20 protein-coding genes are annotated in these 24,060 nt (G+C 72.1%); 8 read left to right on the top strand and 12 right to left on the bottom strand.

Annotation, left to right across the window (positions count from 1 at the left end; all coding sequences use genetic code 11):
* The first annotated feature begins 164 nt into the window (after positions 1 to 164).
* The 3 genes from groL (at position 165) to ACOJV9_RS15615 (ending at position 5,280) form a co-directional block, all read left to right on the top strand.
* Positions 165 to 1,793, top strand: coding sequence for a chaperonin GroEL (groL, locus tag ACOJV9_RS15625; protein ID WP_420186152.1), 1,629 nt, complete (start codon positions 165 to 167; stop codon positions 1,791 to 1,793).
* A gap of 154 nt (positions 1,794 to 1,947) precedes the next feature.
* Complete coding sequence (locus tag ACOJV9_RS15620) at positions 1,948 to 2,733, top strand: ABC transporter ATP-binding protein (RefSeq protein ID WP_420186151.1); 786 nt, start codon at positions 1,948 to 1,950, stop codon at positions 2,731 to 2,733.
* 3 nt (positions 2,734 to 2,736) lie between these two features.
* Positions 2,737 to 5,280, top strand: coding sequence for an ABC transporter permease (locus ACOJV9_RS15615; protein ID WP_420186150.1), 2,544 nt, complete (start codon positions 2,737 to 2,739; stop codon positions 5,278 to 5,280).
* A gap of 55 nt (positions 5,281 to 5,335) precedes the next feature.
* Here ACOJV9_RS15615 and ACOJV9_RS15610 read toward each other — a convergent pair whose 3' ends face one another.
* Positions 5,336 to 5,626: a WXG100 family type VII secretion target gene (locus ACOJV9_RS15610; protein WP_420186149.1), complete on the bottom strand. Its 291-nt coding sequence runs from the start codon at positions 5,624 to 5,626 to the stop codon at positions 5,336 to 5,338.
* Positions 5,627 to 5,754: 128 nt separating this feature from the next.
* Here ACOJV9_RS15610 and ACOJV9_RS15605 point away from each other — a divergent pair, with 128 nt between their 5' ends.
* On the top strand, positions 5,755 to 6,507 hold the full coding sequence (locus tag ACOJV9_RS15605; protein WP_420186148.1) for a DUF4031 domain-containing protein: 753 nt from the start codon (positions 5,755 to 5,757) through the stop codon (positions 6,505 to 6,507).
* On the opposite strand, the gene ACOJV9_RS15600 is transcribed toward ACOJV9_RS15605, so the two are convergent.
* From ACOJV9_RS15600 to ACOJV9_RS15565, 8 genes are all read right to left on the bottom strand, one after another.
* The gene (locus ACOJV9_RS15600; protein WP_420186147.1) at positions 6,479 to 7,117 is read right to left on the bottom strand and encodes an HD domain-containing protein; all 639 of its coding nucleotides are present in this window, start codon (positions 7,115 to 7,117) and stop codon (positions 6,479 to 6,481) included. The two genes, ACOJV9_RS15605 and ACOJV9_RS15600, sit on opposite strands and share 29 nt — an antisense overlap.
* A 12-nt stretch (positions 7,118 to 7,129) precedes the next feature.
* Positions 7,130 to 8,992, bottom strand: a complete 1,863-nt coding sequence (locus ACOJV9_RS15595) for a DUF2339 domain-containing protein (RefSeq protein ID WP_420186146.1) — start codon at positions 8,990 to 8,992, stop codon at positions 7,130 to 7,132.
* A gap of 106 nt (positions 8,993 to 9,098) precedes the next feature.
* Positions 9,099 to 10,538 carry a S1C family serine protease gene (locus tag ACOJV9_RS15590; protein WP_420186145.1) on the bottom strand — a complete coding sequence of 480 codons (1,440 nt, stop codon included), beginning with the start codon at positions 10,536 to 10,538 and terminating at the stop codon, positions 9,099 to 9,101.
* Between the two features lie 50 nt (positions 10,539 to 10,588).
* A complete protein-coding gene (locus ACOJV9_RS15585) occupies positions 10,589 to 12,052 on the bottom strand; it encodes a sensor histidine kinase (protein ID WP_420186144.1) in 1,464 nt (487 codons plus the stop codon).
* The gene (locus tag ACOJV9_RS15580) at positions 12,049 to 12,759 is read right to left on the bottom strand and encodes a response regulator transcription factor (protein WP_420186143.1); all 711 of its coding nucleotides are present in this window, start codon (positions 12,757 to 12,759) and stop codon (positions 12,049 to 12,051) included. The genes ACOJV9_RS15585 and ACOJV9_RS15580 overlap by 4 nt, the downstream gene beginning before the upstream one ends.
* 61 nt (positions 12,760 to 12,820) lie before the next feature.
* Positions 12,821 to 13,453 (bottom strand): LURP-one-related family protein, encoded by a 633-nt coding sequence (locus ACOJV9_RS15575; protein WP_420186142.1) that lies wholly within the window; start codon positions 13,451 to 13,453, stop codon positions 12,821 to 12,823.
* A gap of 100 nt (positions 13,454 to 13,553) precedes the next feature.
* A complete protein-coding gene (locus ACOJV9_RS15570; protein WP_420186141.1) occupies positions 13,554 to 15,194 on the bottom strand; it encodes a DNA repair helicase XPB in 1,641 nt (546 codons plus the stop codon).
* A 6-nt stretch (positions 15,195 to 15,200) separates the two neighbouring features.
* A complete protein-coding gene (locus tag ACOJV9_RS15565) occupies positions 15,201 to 15,947 on the bottom strand; it encodes a DUF4190 domain-containing protein (RefSeq protein WP_420186140.1) in 747 nt (248 codons plus the stop codon).
* 96 nt (positions 15,948 to 16,043) lie between these two features.
* Here ACOJV9_RS15565 and ACOJV9_RS15560 point away from each other — a divergent pair, with 96 nt between their 5' ends.
* Positions 16,044 to 16,976, top strand: a complete 933-nt coding sequence (locus ACOJV9_RS15560) for a hydroxymethylglutaryl-CoA lyase (RefSeq protein ID WP_420186182.1) — start codon at positions 16,044 to 16,046, stop codon at positions 16,974 to 16,976.
* A gap of 81 nt (positions 16,977 to 17,057) precedes the next feature.
* Here ACOJV9_RS15560 and ACOJV9_RS15555 read toward each other — a convergent pair whose 3' ends face one another.
* Together ACOJV9_RS15555 and ACOJV9_RS15550 are read right to left on the bottom strand one after the other, a co-directional pair.
* Positions 17,058 to 19,340, bottom strand: coding sequence for a helicase-associated domain-containing protein (locus tag ACOJV9_RS15555; RefSeq protein WP_420186139.1), 2,283 nt, complete (start codon positions 19,338 to 19,340; stop codon positions 17,058 to 17,060).
* 206 nt (positions 19,341 to 19,546) lie between these two features.
* Positions 19,547 to 20,521: a putative Ig domain-containing protein gene (locus ACOJV9_RS15550; RefSeq protein ID WP_420186138.1), complete on the bottom strand. Its 975-nt coding sequence runs from the start codon at positions 20,519 to 20,521 to the stop codon at positions 19,547 to 19,549.
* On the opposite strand from ACOJV9_RS15550, the gene ACOJV9_RS15545 reads away from it, so the two are divergent.
* The gene (locus tag ACOJV9_RS15545; RefSeq protein WP_420186137.1) at positions 20,493 to 21,170 is read left to right on the top strand and encodes a hypothetical protein; all 678 of its coding nucleotides are present in this window, start codon (positions 20,493 to 20,495) and stop codon (positions 21,168 to 21,170) included. The two genes, ACOJV9_RS15550 and ACOJV9_RS15545, sit on opposite strands and share 29 nt — an antisense overlap.
* A 309-nt stretch (positions 21,171 to 21,479) precedes the next feature.
* On the opposite strand, the gene ACOJV9_RS15540 is transcribed toward ACOJV9_RS15545, so the two are convergent.
* Positions 21,480 to 22,748, bottom strand: coding sequence for an MFS transporter (locus ACOJV9_RS15540; protein WP_420186136.1), 1,269 nt, complete (start codon positions 22,746 to 22,748; stop codon positions 21,480 to 21,482).
* Positions 22,749 to 22,910: 162 nt separating this feature from the next.
* Between ACOJV9_RS15540 and ACOJV9_RS15535 the strand changes: the two genes are divergently transcribed.
* Positions 22,911 to 23,315, top strand: a complete 405-nt coding sequence (locus tag ACOJV9_RS15535) for a cold-shock protein (RefSeq protein WP_420186135.1) — start codon at positions 22,911 to 22,913, stop codon at positions 23,313 to 23,315.
* Positions 23,315 to 24,055, top strand: a complete 741-nt coding sequence (locus ACOJV9_RS15530) for a DUF3027 domain-containing protein (protein ID WP_420186134.1) — start codon at positions 23,315 to 23,317, stop codon at positions 24,053 to 24,055. Before ACOJV9_RS15535 ends, ACOJV9_RS15530 begins: the two co-directional genes overlap by 1 nt.
* Positions 24,056 to 24,060 lie beyond the last annotated feature (5 nt).

Below are 24,060 nucleotides of genomic sequence, written 5' to 3'. Positions count from 1 at the left end.
TGAGAGTGCCAATAATGGCGTTAGCACTCTCGGCATGAGAGTGACAGAACCTGGCCAGTCCGGTGAGGGTCGGCACGCGTGCAGACATGAGGCACGTGAGCGGGCTCGTCCGTCGCGGGCGCCCCTCTGGCCAGCCCCTTCGTCGTGTGGGAGGAACCACCCGAATGGCCAAGATCATCGCTTTTGATGAAGAGGCACGTCGCGGTCTCGAGCGAGGAATGAACATCCTCGCCGACGCCGTCAAGGTCACCCTGGGCCCCAAGGGCCGCAACGTCGTGCTGGAGAAGAAGTGGGGAGCCCCCACGATCACCAACGACGGTGTGTCCATCGCCAAGGAGATCGAGCTGGACGACCCCTACGAGAAGATCGGCGCCGAGCTGGTCAAGGAGGTCGCCAAGAAGACCGACGACGTCGCCGGTGACGGCACGACGACGGCGACCGTCCTCGCCCAGGCCCTCGTCAAGGAAGGCCTGCGCAACGTCGCCGCCGGCGCCAACCCGATGGCGCTCAAGCGCGGCATCGAGAAGGCCGTCGTGGCCGTCTCGGACGAGCTGCTCGCCAACGCCAAGGACGTCGAGACCAAGGAGCAGATCGCTGCCACGGCCTCGATCTCCGCTGCCGACAACCAGATCGGCGAGATGATCGCCGAGGCCATGGACAAGGTCGGCAAGGAAGGCGTCATCACCGTCGAGGAGAGCAACACCTTCGGCCTCGAGCTCGAGCTCACCGAGGGCATGCGCTTCGACAAGGGCTACATCAGCCACTACTTCGTCACCGACGCCGAGCGCATGGAGACCGTCCTCGACGACCCGTACGTGCTCGTCGTCAACTCCAAGATCGGCTCGATCAAGGACCTGCTGCCCCTCCTCGAGAAGGTCATGCAGTCCGGCAAGCCGCTGCTCATCATCGCCGAGGACGTCGAGGGCGAGGCGCTGTCCACGCTCGTCGTCAACAAGATCCGTGGCACGTTCAAGTCGGTCGCCGTCAAGGCTCCGGGCTTCGGCGACCGCCGCAAGGCCATGCTCGCCGACATCGCCATCCTCACCGGTGGCCAGGTCATCTCCGAGGAGGTCGGGCTCAAGCTCGACACCGCCGAGCTCGACCTGCTCGGCAAGGCTCGCAAGGTCGTCGTCACCAAGGACGAGACGACCATCGTCGAGGGCTCCGGCGACGCCGACCAGATTCAGGGTCGCGTCAACCAGATCCGCGCCGAGATCGAGAAGTCGGACTCCGACTACGACCGCGAGAAGCTCCAGGAGCGCCTCGCCAAGCTCGCCGGCGGCGTCGCCGTCATCAAGGCGGGCGCGGCCACCGAGGTCGAGCTCAAGGAGCGCAAGCACCGCATCGAGGACGCCGTGCGCAACGCCAAGGCTGCCGTCGAGGAGGGGATCGTCGCCGGTGGTGGCGTGGCCCTGCTCCAGGCCGGCAAGGCGGCGTTCCAGAAGCTGCAGCTCGAGGGTGACGAGGCGACCGGAGCCAACATCGTGCGTGTCGCGATCGAGGCCCCGCTCAAGCAGATCGCCATCAACGCCGGCCTCGAGGGCGGCGTCGTGTCCGAGAAGGTGTCGAACCTCGAGTCCGGCTGGGGCCTCAACGCCGCCTCCGGCGAGTACGTCGACCTCATCAAGGCCGGCATCATCGACCCGGCCAAGGTGACGCGCTCGGCGCTGCAGAACGCCGCGTCGATCGCCGCGCTGTTCCTCACGACCGAGGCCGTCATCGCCGACAAGCCCGAGAAGGCAGCCCCGGCCATGCCGGGTGGCGGCGACGACATGGGCGGCATGGGCTTCTGACCCACCCCGCTGACGTCAGCACCGGACGGGCGGTCCTCCTTCGGGAGGGCCGCCCGTCCCGCGTGTGCGGGGCCGGCTCTCGGGGTCGGCTCAGGGTCGCCTCCGGGGCGAAACCCACAGCGCGTATGCCGCCCACGCGCCTACCGTTGTCGGCATGAGCACCGACCTGGCCCCCGAGAGCCGCGCCACCTCCTCCAGCACGTCACGGGTCGCCGCCCGCGTCACCGACCTCGTCAAGACCTACGGCTCGGGGGACACGGCGGTGACCGCCCTGCGGGGCGTGAGCCTGGACATCGCCGCGGGTGAGTTCACGGCCATCATGGGGCCCTCCGGCTCGGGCAAGTCGACCCTCATGCACTGCGCCGCCGGCCTCGACTCGGTGACGCGGGGGTCGGTGCAGCTGGGCGACATCGAGCTCACCTCGCTCAAGGAGAAGGACCTCACGAGGGTCCGTCGCGACCACATCGGCTTCGTCTTCCAGTCCTTCAACCTCATCCCGACGCTCGACGCCGAGGAGAACATCCTCCTTCCGCTCTCGATCGCCGGACGCAAGCCGGACCTGCAGTGGTTCGACCACGTCATCGCGACGGTGGGGCTCGGCGACCGGCTGGGTCACCGTCCGGGTGAGCTGTCCGGCGGCCAGCAGCAGCGCGTCGCGTGTGCCCGGGCCCTCGTCAGCCGGCCCGACATCGTCTTCGCGGACGAGCCGACCGGCAACCTCGACTCCACCTCCGGCGCCGAGGTCCTCGGCTTCCTGCGCCGCTCGGTCGACGAGTTCGGCCAGACGATCGTCATGGTCACCCACGACCCGGGCGCGGCGAGCTGGACCGACCGTGTCGTCTTCCTCGCCGACGGCCAGATCGTCACCGAGCTCCGCGAGCCGACGCCGGAGCGGATCCTCGAGACGATGAAGAGCCTCGACACGAAGGTGCAGGGCTGACCCGTGCTCCGTGCCAGCTGGAAGAGCCTCATGGGCCGCAAGCTGCGGTTGTTCATGAGCGCCTTCGCGATCGTCCTCGGTGTGGCCTTCGTGGCCGGCTCCTTCGTCTTCACCGACACCCTGGGTCGCAGCTTCGAGGCGATCACGTCGAGCAGCGTCGGTGACGTCGTCGTGCGGCCGGCCGCGACGAGCTCCGACTTCGAGGACACCCCGTCGACCGCGACCCTGCCGGGCTCACTGGTGAGCACACTCGCGGACACCCCCGGAGCGGCACGCGCCGACGGCAACATCACCAACTTCGGCACGTTCGTCGTCGGCAAGAACGGCAAGCTCATCGGCGGCTTCGGGCCGCCCGGGCAGGGCCTCAACGTCACCGACGGCCCCGCCGCGAAGGGTCTGCAGCCGTGGACGCTGACCGTGGGCGACTGGCCGGACGCTCCCGGTGAGGTCGTCCTCAACGAGAAGACCGCTGACAAGGCGGGCTACCTCGTCGGGGAGAAGGTCGACATCGTCACCTCGGGCTCGCAGCCGCAGGTGCAGGCCAGGCTCGTCGGCATCGCCTCGATGGAGGGAGGCCTCGTCGGCGCCAGCGTGACGCTCTTCGAGACCTCGCAGGCCCAGACCCTCTTCACCGAGGGCAAGGACCTCTACAGCGATATCTGGGTGACCGCGGCCGACGGCACCAGCCAGGAGCAGCTGCGCGCCGCGGTCGCCGGCAAGCTGCCCCGGGACGTCGAGGCGGTCACCGGTGACCGGGCCGCAGCCCAGGCCGCCAGCGACGTGCAGGAGGCGCTCGGCTTCATCACGACCTTCCTGCTCATCTTCGCCGGGGTCGCCCTGGTCGTCGGGTCGTTCCTCATCGTCAACACCTTCAGCATCCTCGTGGCCCAGCGCTCACGTGAGCTGGCGCTCTTCCGGGCCCTCGGCAGCACGCGTCGACAGGTCGCGAGGTCGGTCCTCTTCGAGGCGTTCGTCATCGGCCTCGTGGGCTCCGTGATCGGCCTCGGACTGGGCATCGTCATCGCCATGGGCATCCGGGTGCTGTTCGGGCGCTTCGGACTGGACCTCAGCGACTCCTCGCTGATCCTCCAGCCGCGCACCGTCGTCGTCTCGCTCGTCGTCGGGCTCGTCGTGACGCTCGTCGCGGCGTACCTGCCCGCACGCAAGGCCGGCAAGGTGCCTCCGGTGGCCGCCATGCGCGACGACGCCGTGCTCGCCGAGAGCGGGATGCGTGGCCGCACCATCGTCGGGTCCGTGCTCACCGTGGTGGGCGCGGCGCTGCTGGGCACCGGCCTCTTCGTCGACGTCCCCAGCCCCACCTACTGGGTGGGCGCCGGCATCCTCGGGGTGGTCCTCGGCGTGGCCCTCATCAGCCCCCTCGTGGGCCGCCCGGTGATCGCGGGCATCGGTTGGCTCTATCGCCGGATGTTCGGCGCGGTCGGCCTGATGGCCCAGCAGAACGCGCAGCGCAACCCGCGCCGCACGGGTGCCACCGCCTCGGCGCTGATGATCGGCGTCACCCTCGTGTCGATGATGGCGGTCTTCGGAGCGAGCGCGAAGGCCAGCATCGACAAGGCCGTGGACCAGGAGTTCGTCGCCGACTACGTCGTCTCCAGCGCCGTCGGCATGCCGTTCTCGGCTGAGGTGACCCGTCGGCTCACCGCGGTCGAGGGGGTCGAGGAGGTCGCCGCCTTCCGGTGGGACAACGTCACCGTCGAGGGGGAGCGCGACAGCGTCATCGGCATCGACCCGCAGCACGTCCGCGTCCTCGGCCCCACCCCGATGGTGTCGGGGCGGCTCGACGCCCTGACCCCGACGTCCGTGTCGGTGTCGCAGGAGCGGGCGACGGCGTCGGGACTCGCAGTCGGGTCCACGGTGGAGATGACCCGGTCCGGGACGACCAAGCCGTTCACGGTCGGCGCCGTCCACGGCGAGTCGGCGCTGCTCGACGCCGACTTCCTGCTCAGCCTGCCGGCGCTCGAGTCGCTCGGGGCCGAGAAGGCCGACTCGTTCGTCTTCGTCACCCGTGGGCCGGAGACGGTGCCCGCCCAGGTGGCCCGCGACCTGGACCGGGCCCTGGCCGACCTCCCGGTCGTCACGGTCAAGGACCAGGACGAGTTCGCCGACGAGCAGCGCAGCCAGGTCAACCAGATGCTCTATCTCATCTACGCGCTGCTCGGGCTCGCCGTCGTCATCGCGATCCTCGGCATCATCAACACCCTCGCGCTGTCGGTCATCGAACGCACCCGCGAGATCGGGCTGCTGCGCGCGGTGGGACTGAGCCGACGCCAGCTCAAGCGGATGCTGCGGCTCGAGTCGATCGTCATCGCCCTGCTCGGAGCGGCCCTCGGTGTCGTGCTGGGCGTCGCCTTCGGGGTGGCGCTGCAACGGTCGCTGGCCGACGACGGCATCGACGTCCTCGCGGTGCCGTGGCCGCAGCTCGGACTGTTCGTCGGGCATGCCGGGCTCGTCGGCATCCTCGCCGCGTGGTGGCCCGGTTGGCGGGCGGCCCGGCTCGACATCCTCCGGGCGGTGACGACCGAATGAGCCCCCGGTGGCGGGTCCGACGAACAGGGGCGTCGGCCCGCCACCGGTGACCCGGTCAGGTGAACATGCGCATGTTCTGAGCCTCCGTCTCGGCGTACTGCGCGCCCGCCGCGCCGAGCACCTGACCGATCGAGTCCAGCGACGCCTGCACCTGGCGCTGGGTGCCCTGCCACTGGGTGACGACGCCCTGGAACTGGGTGGCCGCCCCGCCCTTCCACGCGTCCTGGAGCGCGGTGAGCCGCGACATCATCTGGGCGACCTGCCCCTCGATCTCGCCGGAGATGCGGGCGATGTCGCCGGAGGCGGCCTGGATCCGCTCGGTGTCGACCTGGAAGTGCGCTGCCATGGCTGGTCCCCTCTGCCGGGGCCGCACCCGGTGGTGCGACCACTTCCCCTCGACCGTAGGGACAACGGAGCGATCGGCCGTGGAGTTGTCCACAGGCTCGGTCCACGGGTGCGGCATACGATTCCGGGGTGCTCCTCATCGACCCGCCCGCCTGGCCCGCCCACGGGCGGTTGTGGTCGCACCTCGTGAGCGACACCTCGGTCGAGGAGCTGCACACCTTCGCTGCCCGCGTCGGGATCCCGCGCCGCGGCTTCGAGGGCGACCACTACGACGTGCCCGAGGAGAGGTATGCCGCGGTCGTCGCCGCCGGGGCCCAACCCATCGGTGGACGTGAGCTGCTGGCCCGGCTGCGGGACAGTGGCCTGCGCATCTCCAAGCGCAGGCACGAGCGGGTGCTGCAGAGCACGGCGGACGCGCCCTGGCTCCCGCCCGGTGGTCGCGCGGACGTCATCACCTCACGGCAGGACGACGTCCCGCCCAACACCGTCGTGGTGCGCCTGGCCGTGACCGGCCCTCGCGGCCTGCTCGTCGAGCGGCGTCCCGATGGTGAGCTCGACCTTCCCAGCCGGCGGGTCGCGCCCGGCACCGCGGAGCAGGCCCTGCGTGCCCTCGTCGCGTCCGCGCTGGGCTCGGTGGGACGGGTGGATCCGACCCTCATCGGCTACGTGCGCAACGTCGTGCGTCAGCCGGACGAGGGCTACCCGTGGCCGACGCCGTTCGCCTGCTTCGCGGTCCACGCGCTCGCGGCGAACGGCAGCGCAGCACCGGCCGGCGAGTGGGTCCGGATGCAGGACGGCGCCGCTCGGCTCGGCCACCGGCACTGGTGGCCGCTGGTCGCACTCCACCTCGGGCTCATCTCAGTCGACGCAGCTCACGACTGAGGTTGGTCCGCGCGGCTGTCTCCCAGTCGCGCCGGGCCCGTGCGGTCCGGTAGACCGACGGCCGCTCGAGGAACGGCGCGAGGATCGCCGACCGGCCCTGCGCGTAGGCGTCCTCGGGGACCGAGGCGTACTCGCGCCGGACGTCCGCGCAGTACTCGTCGAAGCGGTCCTCCGGCGCCGAGAGGATCCAGAGGTCCGCGTCGTGGAAGACGGCGTGCGGACCGGTGGACTGCGTGACGTCGTGGTGGGCCGACGACTCGACGAGCGCGGTGACCGTGTCGAGCGCCGTGGCAACGACGCCGTGGGGGGACAGTGCTTCCCGGGCGAGGTCGGCGCTCAGCCGCTCGTTGTCGGTGGCGTTCGCGACGTCGTAGACCGCGTCGTGGAACCAGGCCGCGAGGACGGCCTCGGCCCACTCCTCGTCGGACCCGAGCGCGTCCTCCCGCAGCTCGGCCGCCGCGGTCACGACCTCGTCGAGGTGGCGCAGGTCGTGGTAGCCGCGGTGCGGTTCCGACCAGCGCCTGAGCAGGTCGTCCCGGACGGGGACGAGGCCGTGCACGTCACCCCTGACGACTCGCACGGCCTCGTCCCACACCCTCTCCCGCTGCATGCGGGAAGTCTGTCAGGCGGTCACCTCCACCGACCGCGTGCGCTCCAGGGCCTTGGCGTATGCCGTCCCGCTGGCGAGGAGCAGCAGTCCGGTGACGAGAAACGCCAGCACCCGCCACAGCCCGTCGAGGGTGGCGAGGTCGAAGAGGAAGAGCTTCGCGACGCTGACCGCGGCCAGGCCGAGGCCGAGCCGGACCGACAGGACCCGCCGCGACTCGGCGCGCAGGCCGTGCAGCAGCAGCCAGGCGGAGGCCAGCATCCACAGCACGGTGGCCAGGGCGTGACCGGCGAGGAAGCCGGTGGCCGGGGCGTCGAGCGCGTCGCCGACGAGCAGTCCCAGCGAGACCACCGCGACGGCCGAGGTGACGAGCCCGGCCACGAGTGCGGCGAGCCGGGTGAGGCGGCGGACCTGGTCGGTGACCCCCCGGACGACGTCGACGCCCCAGGCGCCGAGCGCAGCCACGCCACCCGCCAGCGCGCTGTCCACGAGCGCCGAGGTGGCGTCGTGGTCACGGGCCAGACTGAGCTCGACGTAGGCCACGGGGTGCACGAGGTAGGCGACAGCCCCCACGGCGGTGGTGCCGGCCGCGACCCACAGCGTCACCCGCGACCGGGTGGTCACGGCCGCGGCGGCATAGCCCAGGGCAGTCAGGAGGAAGCCGGTGACGACCCACCGCTCCGGGGCGCCGCTGGTGACGGCCAGCAGGGCGGAGAGGCCCGAGACGGCACCTGTCGTCGTCGCCAGTGCGGTGGGGACGGGGCCGAGCGGCGACCGGGAGGTGACGGCCAGGGCCACGGCGAACGCCACCGCGACGAGCGCGAAGCCGGTCGTGCGGAGCGTCTCCCCGTGCACCCCGAACGACGTCAGCAGGGCGACCGCCGACACGGCCGTCGTCGCGCTGCCGACGAGGTCGCGCCTCTCGTGCCGGCCGGCGGAGACGGCACCTCCGAGGGCGAGCACGGTCAGGGAGCCTGCGGCGACGATCGCGACGAGCGAGGGGTCGCCGTCACCGGCCGACACGGCGATGCCGAGCAGGACGAGGCCGCTGGCCGGCACGGTGCGGGCCAGGGCGAGCATCGGCCAGCCGCGGTCCCCCCGGGCGAGTAGGGCAGCGGCCGAGAGCACGACCACGAAGAGCGACACCTCGTCGCCGGGGCGACCGGCGACCACCGGTGCGAGCAGCGTGGCGCCGAGGACCGTGACGACCGCGAGGAGCTGGCGGTCCCACAGGCGCGCGAGGAGCAGGCCGCTTCCGGCGACGAGGGCCGCGAGCACGAGCCCGACGCCGCGGGGGACCCAGCCGTAGACGGTGGTGATGGCGATGACGTCGAGGTAGCCCGCGGCATACCCCGTTGCGGCCAGGGCGACCGGTGCGGCACTGGAGCGACCGGTCCCGCTCTCACGTTCGCGGATGACGTGCCCGGCGGCCACGAGGCCCAGGGCGAGGAACATGCCGAGCAGGACGCGCAGCTCGGGGACGAACCAGCCCTGCTGCACCGCGAGGGCGAGGAGCATCGCGACCCCGATGAGGGTGACGACGGCCCCGCTGAGCGCGAGCACCCGGGTGACGGCACCCTCGCGCTGCCACCAGGACGGGAGCGGCGCCGGCGTGGGGCGCACCGGAGCCGGAGCAGGAGTGGACGCGCCCAGGGCGGGCATCGGCGTGGGTGCTGCGCTCCGGGCTGGCCGCGGTGCGACAGGTGTGGGTCCGCTCGCGGCGGGCGCACCCGCGGCGGGCGCACCCGAGGGGTGAGGCTGGTCGGTCTCGAGGGAGGCACGCATGCGCGCGAGCCCGTTGCCGACGCGGTACATCCGGTTCATCGCCTCGGCGAACTCGGCCTCGAGTCGCCGCACGTCCTGGAGCTGTGGGTTCATGGAACACAGCGTGGAGCCAGAAGTACCCCGACTCCATGAGTCGGGGTACTCACCGGGTTCCTCAGGCGCGCTGGCGTGCTGCTGAGAGGTGCGGGTCGGCCGCAGGTCAGTTGTCCGGAGCCGCCGTGAGGGTGGCCGAGATCTCCTGGGCCTTGTCGTCGCGCAGGACGGTGAGCGTGACCGTGTCGCCGACGGTGTGCTCGCGGATGTGGGCCACGAGGGACTCCGCCGAGTCGACCGGCTCGCCGTTGACCTGGGTGATGACGTCGCCCCTCTGGAGGCCGGCCTTGTCGGCGGCCGTGCCGCTCGCCACGGTCTGGATCAGGGCGCCGGCGCGGGTGGCGTTGCCGTCCGAGGCGCTCCCGTCGGCAGGGGTCACACCGAGGTAGGCGTGCTCGGCCGTGCCGTCCTCGATGAGCTGCTCGGCGATGGAGGCCGCCTCCTTCACGGGGATGGCGAAGCCGATGCCGATGTTGCCGCTCGTGCCGCCGGAGGACCCGAGGGAGGCGATCGAGGAGTTGATGCCCACGAGCTCGCCGTTGGCGTTGACGAGCGCGCCGCCGCTGTTGCCGGGGTTGATCGCGGCCGAGGTCTGGATGGCGTTGGTGACGACCGGCTCGCTGGACTGCTGGGGGCCCTCGCCGAAGGGGCTCTGCGGCTGCTGCTCCGCGGCGGTGGTCGTCACGGGGCGGTTGAGGGCGCTGACGATGCCCGTGGTCACGGTGCCGGCGAGCCCGAGCGGGTTGCCGACGGCCATGACCGGGTCGCCGACCTTCAGGGCGTCCGAGTCGCCGATGGAGATGGGGTCGAGGTCGTCCGGCGCGCCCTCGATGGTGATGACGGCGAGGTCGGTCGAGGGGTCGGTGCCCTGGATCCGGGCCGTGAACGTGCGCCCGTCGCTCATCGTGACGGTCAGCTCCCGGGCACCGGCGACGACGTGGTTGTTGGTCACGACGTGCCCGGAGTCGTCGATGATCACGCCCGAGCCCTCGCCGCTGTCGGTCTTGATGGCCACGACACTGGGCGAGACGGCGGCCGCGGTCGCGGTCCAGTTGGGGGACTGCGGGTTGCTCTGCGACACCGGTGTGGTCTCCGAACCGCGACCCAGGCTGGAGGAGGAGGACGCGGCGGGGGACTGCGCCTCCTGCGACCCCAGCTGGGTCGCGGCGTAGGTGCCGCCCGTGGCGAGGGCGGCAGCGAGCGCAGCCACCGTGAACAGCTCGCCGACCCGGCGCCTGGGGCGAGGCTCCGTGGTCGTGTGCTGAGGGGCTGCCCCGTGGGCCGGTGACGGGGGGAACACCGGCCCGGCGGGTTCGTGGGCGCCGTGCCAGACGGTCGGCGCGGGCTGTTGGGGGAGGGCCTGGGTGGCGTCGTCACCTCGGGTGGAGGAGGCCTCGGGCGTGCCGCCCGCCGGACGGGCGTGCCAGTCGGCCCGCCAGTCGGACTGCTGCGGCTGGCCGTGCAGGTTGCGCTGACCGTCGTGGTCGCCAGGACCGCGCTGGTCGCGCTGACCGGGCTGGTCGTGGTCCTCGTGGTCGGTGCTCATCAGTTCCCTCTCCGTCGTCGGGGTGCACCACATACCCAACTACCTTCAGATCAAGAGCCGCTGGGCCGATCCTGTGTGCGAACTGTGGGTATGCGAACCACGAAGGTCGCGCCCCCACCCGGGGTCTCGTGCACGCCGACCCGACCATGGTGCGCGGCCACGATGGCGGCGACGATCGCCAGCCCGAGACCGTTGCCTCCGCCGGCGGAGCGGCCCCGTGACGGGTCCGCCCGGTAGAACCGCTCGAAGACGCGATGCGCTGTGCCGGAAGGGATCCCGTCGCCACGGTCACGCACCTCGACGACGCCGTCGGTGCCGTCGACACCGACGGCGAGCTCGATCGGACGGCCCTGCGGGGTGTGCCGGATCGCGTTGGCGACGAGGTTCGTCACCACCTGCCGCAGCCGCGACTCCGAGCCCCACACGGGGGTGGCCGCGACGGGGCCGCTGAGCCCGGTCATGGTGATCCGGCGCTCCGGAGCACGCACCCGCGCGTCGGCCGTGGCGTCGGCTGCCAGCACGGTGAGGTCGACCTCGCCCATCGCGTTGGTCGGCTCCTCGTCGAGCCTGGCCAGGGTGAGGAGGTCCTCGACGAGCCCGCTCATGCGGCCCGACTCGGACTCGATGCGCTCCATCGCGGCGCGGGTGTCCTCGGGACTCGAGATCGCGCCCTGCCGGTGCAGCTCGGCGTAGCCGCGCACGGTCGCCAGCGGTGTGCGCAGCTCGTGGCTGGCGTCGGCGACGAACTGGCGCATGCGGTCCTCCGAGGCCTCGCGCACCGCGAAGGACGACTCGATCTGGGCGAGCATGGCGTTGAGGCTGCGCGAGAGCGAGGTGACCTCGTCGTCGGCGGCGCGGACGGGGATGCGCCGAGTGAGGTCGCCACCGGCGATCGCCGCGGCGGTGTCCTCGATCTGGTTGAGCGGACGGAAGGCCCGGCGGACGGCATACCAGCCGAGCAGGGCCGACCCGGCGAGGACCACCGCGCTGAGCGCACCCGTGGTGACGAGCAGCTGCGCCACCGTCTGCTTCACCGACCGGAGCGGGACACCCACGGCGAACGTCGCCTCGCTGCGGCCGACCGTGCCGGCGATGAAGCGCCACTCCATCTCACCGTCGATGGACGGCACGGTGAACGGCTTGCCCTGGCGGACCCGCGCGTCACCGAGGGCGAGCCGGGGGACGTCCGGGTGCATCCGCTCGCTCGTCGGGTTGACGCTCATCGTCTCGCCGTCCACGGGGAAGAGGACGAAGGCGTAGCCGGTGGGCGTGGCCTCCTCGTCGCCCTTCCTCAGGTCAGCCAGGGCCTGGGTGGCCACCGGCTTCGCGACGCTCTCGAGCTCGGAGTCGACCCGGCCCATGAGGTTTCGCTGCATGAGGTAGGCGGTGGCGAGGTTCGAGAAGAGCAGGGCCGCCGCCAGCACGACGAGGACGATCGCGACGAGCCGCACCCGCAGGGGCATGCGCTCCAGCCGCGACACGAGCGCAGGTGGGCCGGCGAGCCGGGCCCTCACGTCTGCGGGGGGAGGCGCAGGACGTAGCCGACGCCGCGCTTGGTGTGGATCAGCGGCGGGAGGCCCTCGCTGTCGATCTTGCGGCGCAGGTAGGAGATGTAGGACTCGACGATGCCGCTCTCGCCGCGGAAGTCGTACTCCCACACGTGGTCGAGGATCTGCGCCTTGGACAGGACGCGGTTGGGGTTGAGCATGAGGTAGCGCAGCAGCTTGAACTCGGTCGGGCTGGTCTCGATGACGCGACCCGCGCGCCGCACCTCGTGGCTGTCCTCGTCGAGCTCGAGGTCCTCGAAGCGCAGGGCCGAGCTGTCGTCGACCTCACCACGGGTGCGGCGCAGGACCGCGCGGATCCGCGCGACGACCTCCTCGAGGCTGAACGGTTTGGTGACGTAGTCGTCGCCGCCGACGGTGAGGCCGGTGATCTTGTCGTCGACCGAGTCCCGGGCGGTGACGAAGACGATGGGAAGCTGCCGGCCGGACTCCCGCAGCCTGCGGGTCACGGCGAAGCCGTCCATGTCGGGAAGCATGACGTCGAGGACGCAGAGGTCGGGATGGTGGGCGTCGGCGAGCTTGACCGCCTCGCCGCCGGTGGCCGCCGTGTGGACCTCGAACCCGGCGAAGCGGAGGGAGGTGGCGAGGAGCTCACGGATGTTCGGCTCGTCCTCGACGACGAGGAGCGTGGCCTCGGGGGTCTGGGTGGCGTTCACCGTTGCAGTGTCCCGCCGGAGTCTGGGAGTTGGCTGGACGCCCGCCGTGAGGTGCCCGCCGTCAGCGCGACTGAAGGGCGTCCAGGGCGACCGCCATCGCGGCACCGACGCGCCAGTCGAGCGGGTGTCCGTCGACCACGGGGAGCTCGACCTCGTAGACGTCGCGCAGCGCCGGCTTCTTCGTGCTGCTCATCACCACTCGCCCGTCGGGAAGCGCGAAGTCGAAGTGGAAGAGGAACGGCACGGGGATGTCGCCGACGACCGGCACGAGGTCCCAGACCCGGCGCAGGATCGCGATGTTGCGGTTGCGCTCCTGGCCCAGCGCCGTGCGGCCGTTCGGCGTCGTGAGGTGCCACGTCGAGCGCAGCAGCGACTTGCCGAAGTCCTTGCGGAACTGGCCGATCGGCTGTCCGGCGGCGTCCGTGATGTCGTAGGTCGCGCCGAGGTCCATCCGGGTGCGGGCCTTGAACCCGAACACGGCCTGGCTCCTTCCCGCGTCGGCGAAGAAGGTCACCTGCTCCTTGAACGCCATCCGCTTCTGCTCGGCGAACGCCCACAGGCCGACCTCGGTGCCGTCCGGGCCCACGCCGTGGACCTCGTAGCGGTTGACCATCATCGTGAGCTTCTGGCGGACCCGGAAGCGGGTCGGCTGGGCGGTGGGCTCGATGGGGGTGTTCTGGGGAGGCTGCGTCATGTCGCCACACTCGCACACGCCTTGCCAATTCGTATGCCGTCCCCTCGCGTTCTCGTCCAGGTCGAGGCTGGCTCCTCGACGCTGGTGCTCGCTTCTGGTCTCAGTCGAGGTCGGCGGCGTCGATGATGCGGTAGGCGTAGCCCTGCTCGGCGAGGAAGCGCTGGCGGTGGGCGGCGAAGTCGGCGTCGACGGTGTCACGGGCGACGACGGTGTAGAAGTGCGCGGTGCGGCCGTCGCCCTTGGGGCGCAGGACGCGACCGAGGCGCTGGGCCTCCTCCTGGCGGGAGCCGAAGGTTCCCGAGACCTGAATCGCGACGCTCGCCTCGGGCAGGTCGATCGAGAAGTTCGCGACCTTGGAGACGACGAGCAGGCTGATCTCGCCCTCGCGGAACGCGGCGTAGAGGCGCTGCCGCTCGGTGACCGTGGTCGCCCCGGTGATGACGTCGGCGTCGAGGCGGTCGGCGAGCTCGTCGAGCTGGTCGAGGTACTGGCCGATGACGAGCGTCGGCTCACCGCGGTGCTTCTCGACGAGCTGCTCGACCACCGGCGGCTTGGCGTCCGAGCAGGAGGCGAGGCGGTAGCGCTCGTCCGGCTCCGCGACGGCATACGCCATCCGTTGTCCGTCGGGCAGCGTGACCCGCACCTCGACGCAGTCCGCGGGCGCGATGTAGCCCTGCGCCTCGATGTCCTTCCACGGTGCGTCGAAGCGCTTGGGCCCGATGAGCGAGAAGACGTCGGACTCGAGGCCGTCCTCGCGCACGAGCGTGGCGGTGAGGCCGAGGCGGCGACGGGCCTGGAGGTCGGCCGTCATCCGGAAGATCGGGGCGGGCAGCAGGTGCACCTCGTCATAGACGACGAGCCCCCAGTCCTTGGCGTCGAGCAGGTCGAGGTGCGTGTAGACGCCCTTGCGACGTGTCGTCAGCACCTGGTAGGTCGCGATGGTGACCGGGCGGATCTCCTTGCGGGCGCCGGAGTACTCGCCGATCTCGTCCTCGGTCAGGCTGGTGCGACGGAGCAGCTCGTCCTTCCACTGTCGCGCCGAGACGGTGTTGGTGACGAGGATGAGGGTCGTCGCCGAGGCCTTGGCCATCGCGCCGGCGCCGACCAGCGTCTTGCCCGCGCCGCAGGGGAGGACGACGACACCGGAGCCGCCGTCCCAGAAGCCGTCGACCGCCTGCTCCTGGTAGGGCCGCAGCGCCCAGCCGTCGCTCTGGTCGAGCGAGATGGCGTGTGCCTCGCCGTCGACGTAGCCCGCCTCGTCCTCCGCGGGCCAGCCGACCTTGAGCAGCTCCTGCTTGAGGTGGCCGCGCTCGCTCGGGTGGACGATGACCGTGTCGTCGTCGATGCGGTCGCCGATGAGGGGCTTGATCTTCTTGTGCCGCAACACTTCCGTGAGCACGGCCCGGTCGGTGGTGCGCAGCACGAGCCGGGACTCGGCGTCCTTGGTGAGCGTCAGGCGGCCGTAGCGGGCCATCGTGTCGGCGACGTCGATGAGCAGGGCGTGCGGCACCGGGTAGCGGCTGTGGGTGACGAGAGCATCGACGACCTGTTCGGCGTCATGGCCGGCCGCGCGCGCGTTCCACAGGCCCAGCGGGGTGATCCGGTAGGTGTGGATGTGCTCCGGAGCGCGCTCCAGCTCGGCGAAGGGGGCGATGGCCCGTCGCGCGTCGGCCGACCTCGGGTGGTCGACCTCGAGGAGGAGCGTCTTGTCGCTCTGGACGATGAGGGCGCCGTCAGTCACGCGGGCTCAGTAGGAGAAGTCGGAGTCGGAGCTGTAGCCGGTCTCGCTCCACACGCCGGCGGCGCCGAGGGCGATGAAGGACACCACGCCGATGACGACGAGGGCCATGCCGACGGCGAACGCGACCCAGCCCCACTTGGTGAGGCTGCGCGAGCCTGCGGGGTCGGTCGACTGCTTGCTCAGCGCCATGATTCCCAGGATGAGCGGCACGATGCCCGGGACACAGCACGAGAGCGTGACGATGCCCGAGAGGACGGTGAGGACGATCGCGCTGGTGTTCTGCGGCGCCGGTGCTCCGTAGGCGGCCGGCGGCGCCTGCCACTGACCGGGGGCGCTGTATGCCGGGTGAGCCCCCTGCTGGGCCTGGCCACCGGTTGCGGCGTACGGGTCGTAGGGCGGCTGGGGAGCGGCGTAGGGGTCGTACGGGGGCGGGGGCGGCGGCGCGGCATACGGGCTCGTGGGCTGGGCGCTCGACCCGGCGTAGGGGTCGCCGGGGCTGCGCGGCGCCTGGTAGGGGGCGTCGTAGCCGGGGGTGGGCGGGACGGGGGGGACCGGGGGAGCGCCGGTGGGGTCGAAGCCCTGGGGGATCTGCTCGGTCGGGGACGACTCGTACCCGCCCGGGCGGTCCGAACCCTCGTCGGGGACCGAGGACGCCTCGTGGGAGCCGGAGGCCCCGGACGGGGCGGTCCAGTCCGGGCTCGCCGTCGGGTCGGTGTGCTCGCCCGGGCGCGGGTTCTTGTCGTTCTCGCTCATGGCGACAAGGTATCCGACGGTGGGCGCGGTCACGGCCCGGTCTGAGCCGTGCCAGGCGAAGGTGGCGGTGGCCTCGTGTCAGGATCAGGCATGAGCATGCGCACCCCGCAGGTCGAGGCCGACCCGACGCTGCCTTCGGAGATCACGATCTACGAGGTCGGCGCGCGCGACGGCCTCCAGAACGAGGCGTCGGTCGTGCCCGCGACGGTCAAGGCGGAGTTCATCCGTCGGCTGGCGGCGGCCGGTCTCGGCACGGTCGAGACGACGTCGTTCGTCAACCCGCGGTGGGTCCCGCAGCTCGCCGACGCGAGCGAGGTCCTCGAGCTCCTCGGTGACGAAGGGCTCGGTCCGCGACGCCCGGTGCTCGTCCCCAACGAGCGCGGCCTCGACCGCGCGCTCGAGGCCGGCGTGGGCGCCGTGGCCATCTTCGGCAGCGCCACCGAGACCTTCGCCCGCAAGAACCTCAACCGCACGGTCGAGGAGTCGATCGCGATGTTCGCCCCGGTCGTCGAGCGGGCCCGCGACTCCGGGCTGTGGGTGCGCGCCTACGTCTCGATGTGCTTCGGCGACCCGTGGGAGGGCCCGGTGCCCGTCCCGCAGGTGGTCGACGTCGCCGACCGGCTCATGGACCTCGGCTGCGACCAGCTCTCGCTCGGCGACACCATCGGCGTCGCCACCTCCGGCCACGTCGCCACGTTGCTCGACGCGCTGGACGAGCGCGGGATCGGCGCCGACCGGATTGGCGTCCACTTCCACGACACCTACGGCCAGGCGCTGAGCAACACCCTCGTCGCGCTCCGCCGGGGAGTGACCGTCGTCGACTCGTCCGCCGGTGGACTCGGCGGCTGCCCCTACGCCGAGAGCGCGACCGGCAACCTCGCGACCGAGGACCTCGTCTGGGCCATGGAGGGCGCCGGGGTCCGCACCGGCGTCGACCTCGAGTCGCTGCTGGCGACGAGCGCGTGGATGGCGCAGCAGCTCGGGCGCGCCTCGCCCTCCGCTGTCGTCCGCGCCCTCACCCCCGCCTGACCCCCGACTTCTTGGCCGTTCGGGTCGCCCGAGGGCAGCGAGGGTGACCCGAACGGGCAAGAAGTCGAGGGAGGGGAGCGGTCAGTCGGTGACGACGCCGGTGATGCGGTGGATCGACAAAGTGCGGCTGACGCCCTGGCTCACGCCGGAGACGCGGCCCCCGTCGAGACGCTCGGGGTAGAAGAGCATCCGCTGCGTGCGGCCGATGCCGTCGGAGTAGCCCAGCCAGACGGCGCGCCCGTCGGCGATGGCCTCCCGGATCACCGCGACCGACGTCGTCGGGTCGTTGGCGGGGATGGGCGGCCCGGTGCGACCCGCGGGGGTGGCGGCCTGCGCCTGCGCGTGCGACTCGGCCGCCCGCAGCCCGGCCACGAGCGAGCCGATCTGCGCCCGGTCCATGGCGTGGACGAGCGCCGGGTCCACCGTGCTCCGGCGGACGACCCGCCGCACGGGTCGGGTCGGGACGGTGACCGTGCCGGAGGGGGACTCGGCCACGGGGGAGAAGCCCTCCTCGCGCAGCATCTCGAGCACCACCTCGGGGCCGGTCGGTGACGTGAGGACGGTCGGGGCGATGCGCCGGAGCTGGAGCGCCGCGAGCCGCCGGTTGGCCAGCATGAGGTCGAGCCCGGCCTCGTCCTCGCTGCGGACGATGGCGCCGACCCCACGCACCCGCACCGTGCCGTGGCGGCGGGCGACGTCGCGCACGAGGTACTCCAACGGCTGGGGCACCGGCGTGCTGCTCGCATCGCGCAGCCCGGCGAGGATGTCCTCGCCGGTCCACCCGGTGTCGAGGCAGCGCCGGATCGAGGCGTCGCTGAAACGGTGCACGGTCGCGCCACCGCGTGACTCGACGTCGGCGACGAGCCGCAGGAACGCCGCCAAGGAGCCGGTCACCGGGCCCGGGGCGATCGCAGTGAGGTCGGCCTGGAGCAGCACGGCGTCGACCGGCGCGGGCAGGTGCGGGTGGATGGACTCCGCGACGACCGCCACGTCGCCGTCGCCGGCGAGGACGGCGCGTCCGGCGACGCTGAGCGCCCCGTGCCCGGTCACGCCCAGCCAGGCCGCCTCGCGCAGGACCGCCTCGACGACGTCCTCGAGGGTGCGGGGCACCCGCCGAGGCCGTCGCCAGCGCACGGCCGCGGCGAGGTCGGCCGGCGTCGTGGCGACGCCTGCCCCCGCGGCGGAGAGCAGGTCGAGCACCTCGCGCCGCAGGGAGCGGATCGGGGGCCACTGGACGTCCGGGCCGAGGGCGTTGACGACCGCCGCGGCGTCGGTGCGGGAGCCGACGCGGTGAGGGGCGCGGGTCGTCGTCAGCCACGCCATCGCCAGCCGTGCCCACCGTTCGCCGCCCGGCTCGGTCTGCCACGCGTCGTACTCCGCGGTCGGCACCCAGTGGGGGTCCACCTCGCCGTCGTCGGCGACGAGGTCACCGATGAGCGCGAGCTCGACGAGGTATGCCGTGTGCTCCGGTGACGTGTCGAGACGGGCCGCCGCGGCCTTGAGGTCGCGGACCGCGAGGCCCCCGGTGCGCAGCACCCGTGGAGGCGTCTGCGACCACGAGTCGAGCAGCTCGTCGAGCAGGGCCAGGACCGCGCTCGCTGCGGAGCCGGCAGCCGCGTCCACGGCGTCACCGTCCCGCTGCGGACCGTCGAGCGGGGGCGGGTCGAGCTGGGGCTGACGGTGCACCCGGCCCTCACGGAGCACCATGGCCACCTCGCGGGGCAGCGCGACCTGGTCGGCCGCGACGGCTCGCACGAGGCCGTGGGCCAGGAGCCAGCGCGGACCGTCGTCCGAGGGTCCCGGGCGGCCGGGGCCGTCCTCCGGCGGGACGATGCCGACGGGCGGGCCCCACGTCAGCCGGTCGAGGATGGCGCGGGCCCGCGGGGGCGCCGCCTCGATGGCGGCGCGCAGCGTCGCCGCGTCCGGGGCGTCCCCGCCGGGGAGGTCACTCGCCGACGGCCCCAGGCCGGCGACGCCCTCGCCGAGGACGTCCTTGGCGGTGCGGGTGACGACGAGGCCCTCGGGGGCGCGCCAGACCAGCGCGAGGCCCCACAGGTCGTCGAGCAGCCGGGTGACCCGGTCGGGGTCGGCGTCGCCGAGGCTGCGGGTGAGCCCGGCCGGTGTGACGACCTCCCCGCCGGCCGAGGCCGCCTCGAGCACCTGGGCGTGGGCGGTGTCGAGCCCGTCGATGGCGCGGGCGGTGCTGGCTCGGGTCGAGCTGCGGGCGGCGAGGGCCGTCAGGTCGCTCGGGGCAGGCCGGGCGAGGTCGGGTCGGGCGGCGAGCAGTGCGGTCAGCTCCTCGTCGGACCGTCCCCGGATGTCGTCGGCGAGCGAACGGGTCGTGGAGGGAGAACGGGGCGGCACCTCACCACCGTAGTCCCGGGGCCGTTCGCCGACATGAGCGCTGACCTCATCGCACCCACCGGGGAGCAGTGGCGCCTCTCCACGGCGGGCGACGAGCTCGTCGCGGAGAGGTCGGTGGTGGCGGTGCTACGGCACAGCAGGATCTCGATGACCATGGAGGTCTACTCCGTGGTCTCGTCCCAGGCCACGCGCGTGGCGACACGAGGTCAGGGCAGGATCCGGATGGTGAACTGCTGGGTTGCCGATTGGCCGCTACTGTCGTCGACCCGAGCGGTGAACGTGAAGGTGCCCGCCGTCGTGGGGGTGCCGAGGACCCGCCCAGGGGATGCCTGCACGCGAAGGCCGGGTGGAAGGGTGCCCGCCACGTGCGACCAGCCGTAGGGCGGCACGCCGCCGCCCGGGAACAGGCTCGCCTCGTAGGCGACGCCGACCGTGCCGTCCCGCAGCTGGTCGGTGCCGTTGGTGATCACCAGCGGGCTCGCCGGGTCCACTGTCAGGGTGAAGGTCTTGGTGGCGGAGTTACCCGCTTGGTCGCGCGCCCGGACCGTGAACGTGGTCGTCTGGACCCGGGTCGGGACTCCGGTGACGGCGGTGGTGCGGCTGAGTCGTAGGTCGTTACCGGCGAAGCGGAGTCCGTCGGGCACCGTGCCGTTCACGAGCGACCAGCGGTAGGGGGTGCCCTGCCCGCAGCACGCCTCGATGAACCCGGCGTGGTTCTCGCCCACCCTCGCGTTCGGAAGCGGGGAGCTCGTGATGATCCTGAACAGCGTCTGCGACGTGACTGTGAGCACCGCCGAACGCGTGACCCCGTCGTAGGTCGCGGAGATGGTCGCCGTCCCCTCAACGGACGCATCGATGGAGACCGGGAATGCACCTGTCGAGGAGTTGGCCGGCACGGTCACCGAGGCGGGCACCGTCGCGATGGAGGTGTTGCTGCTCGCCAGCGAGACGGTTGCGCCGCCAGTCGGTGTCAGCGATGTAAAGGTCAGCGTGGCGGAGGTGCTCGTGGTGCCCGTCTGGACGGTGGACGGACTCAGGGTGAGCGAGTCGAGCGCGCCACCCGGCTGGGGTGGCGGCGGCGGGGTCACGGTGATGGTGGCCGTCCCGGTGACGCCGTTGTAGGTCCCGGAGATCACCGCCGTGGTGGTGGCCGTGACCGGGCTGGTGGCCACGAAGTTCACGACCACCCTGCTGTTCACGCCCTCGGGCACGGTCATCGTGGCCGGCACCGTTGCCACGGTGGTGTCGCTGCTCGTGAACGAGACGACGGCTCCCCCAGCAGGGGTGGGCGCGGACAACGTCACGGTGGTCGAGGCCGAGGACCCTCCTTGCACCGTGGTCGGGCTGAGGCTGACCGTCTCAAGGGTGCCCGCCGGCGGCGGAGCCGTGCCGGTCACCGTCAAGGTCGCCGAGCGGGTGATCGCGTTGTACGTCGCGGAGATCACGACGCTGGTGGTGGAGCTCACCGAGCTGGTCGCGACCGCGGCCGTCGTGGCCGACGTGGCTCCCGCCGGGACCGTCAGGCTGGCGGGAGTGGTGGCGACACTCGTGTTGCTGCTGGCCAGTGATACGACCGCGCCGCCCGAGGGTGCCGGCGCGGTGAGGGTCACGGTGGCCGCGCCCGAGGACCCTCCCTGCAGGGTCGCCGGACTGAGACTGACCGAGCCGAGGGCCGGTGCGGGCGCCGGCGCGCTCACCGAACACCCCGACAGCCGGACATTGACGGGGGTCGTCGACCCGTCGTTCACGTCCACGGTGCAGTCGGCGGGCGGCCTGTACCCCGAGCGCTCGAGCCTGAAACTTCCCGAGCTGCTGCTGGTGGTCATCTGAACCCCGTCGACCGTGATCGGACGGCCGGCGATCGCGCTGCCTTCGATCCTGAGCCTGTCGCCGCTCACCTCCGCGCGGGAGACGGTGACGGCCGCATGCGCTGTGCCGGTCGAGGCCACCCCCACCCACATGACCGTCGCGAGCGACACCAGCACCATCGCGAACCAGCTCCGAGGACCGGTCATGTCCGCCTCCTGACACCCCGGCCACGAGCGTGACTCGGGGGCGCCTCGACCTCAGAGTACGCCCGGCTGGCGCCCCGACACCAGTGGCCGAACGCAGGGACCGCCGGGTCTGGGAGCCGGGGGATCAGCGTGCGATGACGCCGTTCTCGGCGGGGTCGAGCCGACGCTCGAGCACGACGATGGCGCCGGCCATGACGACCAACCCGCCGAGCATCGAGGCGATGAAGACCCCGGACAGGTCGTGCTCCAGCAGCAGGCCGGAGACGACCGGTCCGAGGATGGCTCCCCCCTGGAAGGCTCCCGCGTTGACGGCGTTGGCCCGGCCGCGGATGTGGTCGTCGGCCATGTCGTTGGTGATCGCGGGGATGGCGATCTGCATGAAGATCTCACCGAAGCCGAAGACGGCCATGAAGCCGACGACCGCCACGGTCGCGCCGAGCGTGGCCGGGCCGAGTCCGGCCGACGACAGGGCCAGCCACGAGACGAACCAGACGACGACCATGACGAGCAGCCCGCGCGTGCGCCGGCGCCCGGTGACGGCCCGGAGCACCGGGAACTGCATCGAGACGATGACGAGCGTGTTGACCGCGAAGGCGAGCCCGATGACTCCGGTGGAGACCTCACCGACCTGGCGGGAGAACGCGGGGAACCCGGACTCGATCTGCCCGTAGCCGATGAAGGTGCAGAGGAACGTGATGAAGGTCAGCCACAGCACCGGCGGGCGGCGGAGCAGGTCGAGGTAGCCGACGGTGGGCGCGTCCTGCGGGCGCTCGGCGCGGCCGTGGACGTGGCGCAGCGGCCCGAGCAGGAGGGCGATCGGGACGAGCATGCTCACCGCGTCGGCGAGGAAGATGAGCGTGAAGGTCATCGGCTCGCGGACGTCGACGAAGAGGCCCCCGACGACGCCGCCGAGGCCGATGCCGAGGTTGACGAGGGCGAAGTTGACCCCGAAGTACTGCTGGCGCAGCGGACCGGAGACCACCGACGCGATGAGGGCGTTGAACGCCGGCCACGACACCCCGAAGTTGAAGCCCAGCAGGACGAACCCGACGACGAACGCCGGCACGGTGCTCGCGAAGGCGAGGACGATGCACCCGACGAGCTGCGAGGCGGTGCCGGCGAGAAGCATGCGCCGGGCGCCGACGCGGTCGGTGAGGGAGCCGCCCGGGCCGGTGACGAGCAGTGCGACGACGGCGACGAGGGCCAGCAGGGTGCCGGCGGTGCCCAGGCCGATGCCGCGGACCTCGTTGATGTAGATGACGGTGAAGGGCAGGGTCAGCCCACGACCCAGCGTCTGGATCGCCACCGTGGACAGCAGCCATCGACCGGCGGTCGGCAGGTCTGCCCAGAACTGGCGCAGGCTCACCCGGGGGCGGTCGGTCGTGGCGCTCACCGGAGCACTCTCGCAGCCGGCACCGACGCGCCCCAAGTCCGTTTCCGGGTGGAGGGGAAAGGCGTGCGCACGGCATACCGCGTCCGGGATAGCCTGTGGTGGTTAGCCCGGAGGTGCGACGCCCGCACTCCGGACCACCCAAAGCAATCACAGAGGTGCCCCGTGCCGACTGGCAAGGTGAAGTTCTACGACTCCGACAAGGGCTTCGGATTCGTGTCCACCGACGACCCCACCGAGGGCGGTGACGTCTTCGTGCCCTCCAGTGCACTCCCCGAGGGCGTGACCTCGCTCAAGAACGGTGCCCGCATCGAGTTCGGCATCGTCGAGGGCCGCCGCGGCGCCCAGGCGCTGTCGGTCCGGCTGCTCGAGCCCGCGGCCAGTGTCACCGCGAACCGCAAGGTGCGCGACCGCAAGCCGGCCGAGGACATGGTCGTCATCGTCGAGGACCTCATCACCCTCCTCGACTCCGTGCAGAGCTCGCTGCGCCGCGGCCACTACCCCGACAAGGGCCACGGCGGCAAGGTCGCCCAGGTGCTGCGCGCGGTCGCCGACGACCTCGACGTCTGATGGCGGCGACCAAGCCGGACCCGACCCTCAAGGGGGCCGTCGACCTCGCCCGCGAGGCCGCCGAGTCGATCGCCGAGCAGGGCACCGTCGGGGAGCACCTCGGCATGGACATGGTCGAGGACCGCGTCGGGACCCACTACTTCTCGTGCACCGCCAAGGCCTACCCCGGCTGGCGATGGGCGATCACCGTCGCGCGCGTCCCGCGCTCGAAGACGGTGACCGTGTCCGAGACCAACCTGCTGCCCGGTGACGGTGCCCTGCTGTCGCCGCAGTGGCTGCCGTATGCCGACCGGCTGGCTCCCGGGGACATCGGACCCGGCGACGTCACGCCCAAGGTCGACGACGACCCGCTGCTCGAGCCCGGCTTCGAGGCCACCGGCATCGTGGGTGACGAGGATGCAGCCGTGGCCTGGGAGCTCGGGCTCGGCCGTCCTCGCGTGCTGTCCGCGGAGGGTCGCGAGGCCGCCGCGCAGCGCTGGTACGAGGGCGCATCCGGCCCGAGCGCCCCCGTCGCCCAGAAGGCCCCGGCGCCGTGCGCCTCGTGCGGCTTCTTCGTCCCGATGGCGGGTGCGTTGCGGTCTTTTTTCGGCGTGTGCGCCAACGCGTGGTCTCCCTCCGACGGTCGCGTCGTGAGCTGTGACCACGGGTGTGGCGCCCACTCCGAGGTCGACATGGAGGCTCCGGAGCCCGAGGTGATCGCGCCCCCCGTGCTCGACGACACGGCGCTCGAGCGGGTCTGACTCCA

This window comes from Knoellia terrae (assembly GCF_048606435.1).
In the GTDB taxonomy this organism is placed as follows: domain Bacteria; phylum Actinomycetota; class Actinomycetes; order Actinomycetales; family Dermatophilaceae; genus Knoellia; species Knoellia terrae.
The sequence above is the reverse complement of the archived record's forward strand: the minus strand, read 5'-3'. Positions and strand labels throughout refer to the sequence as shown.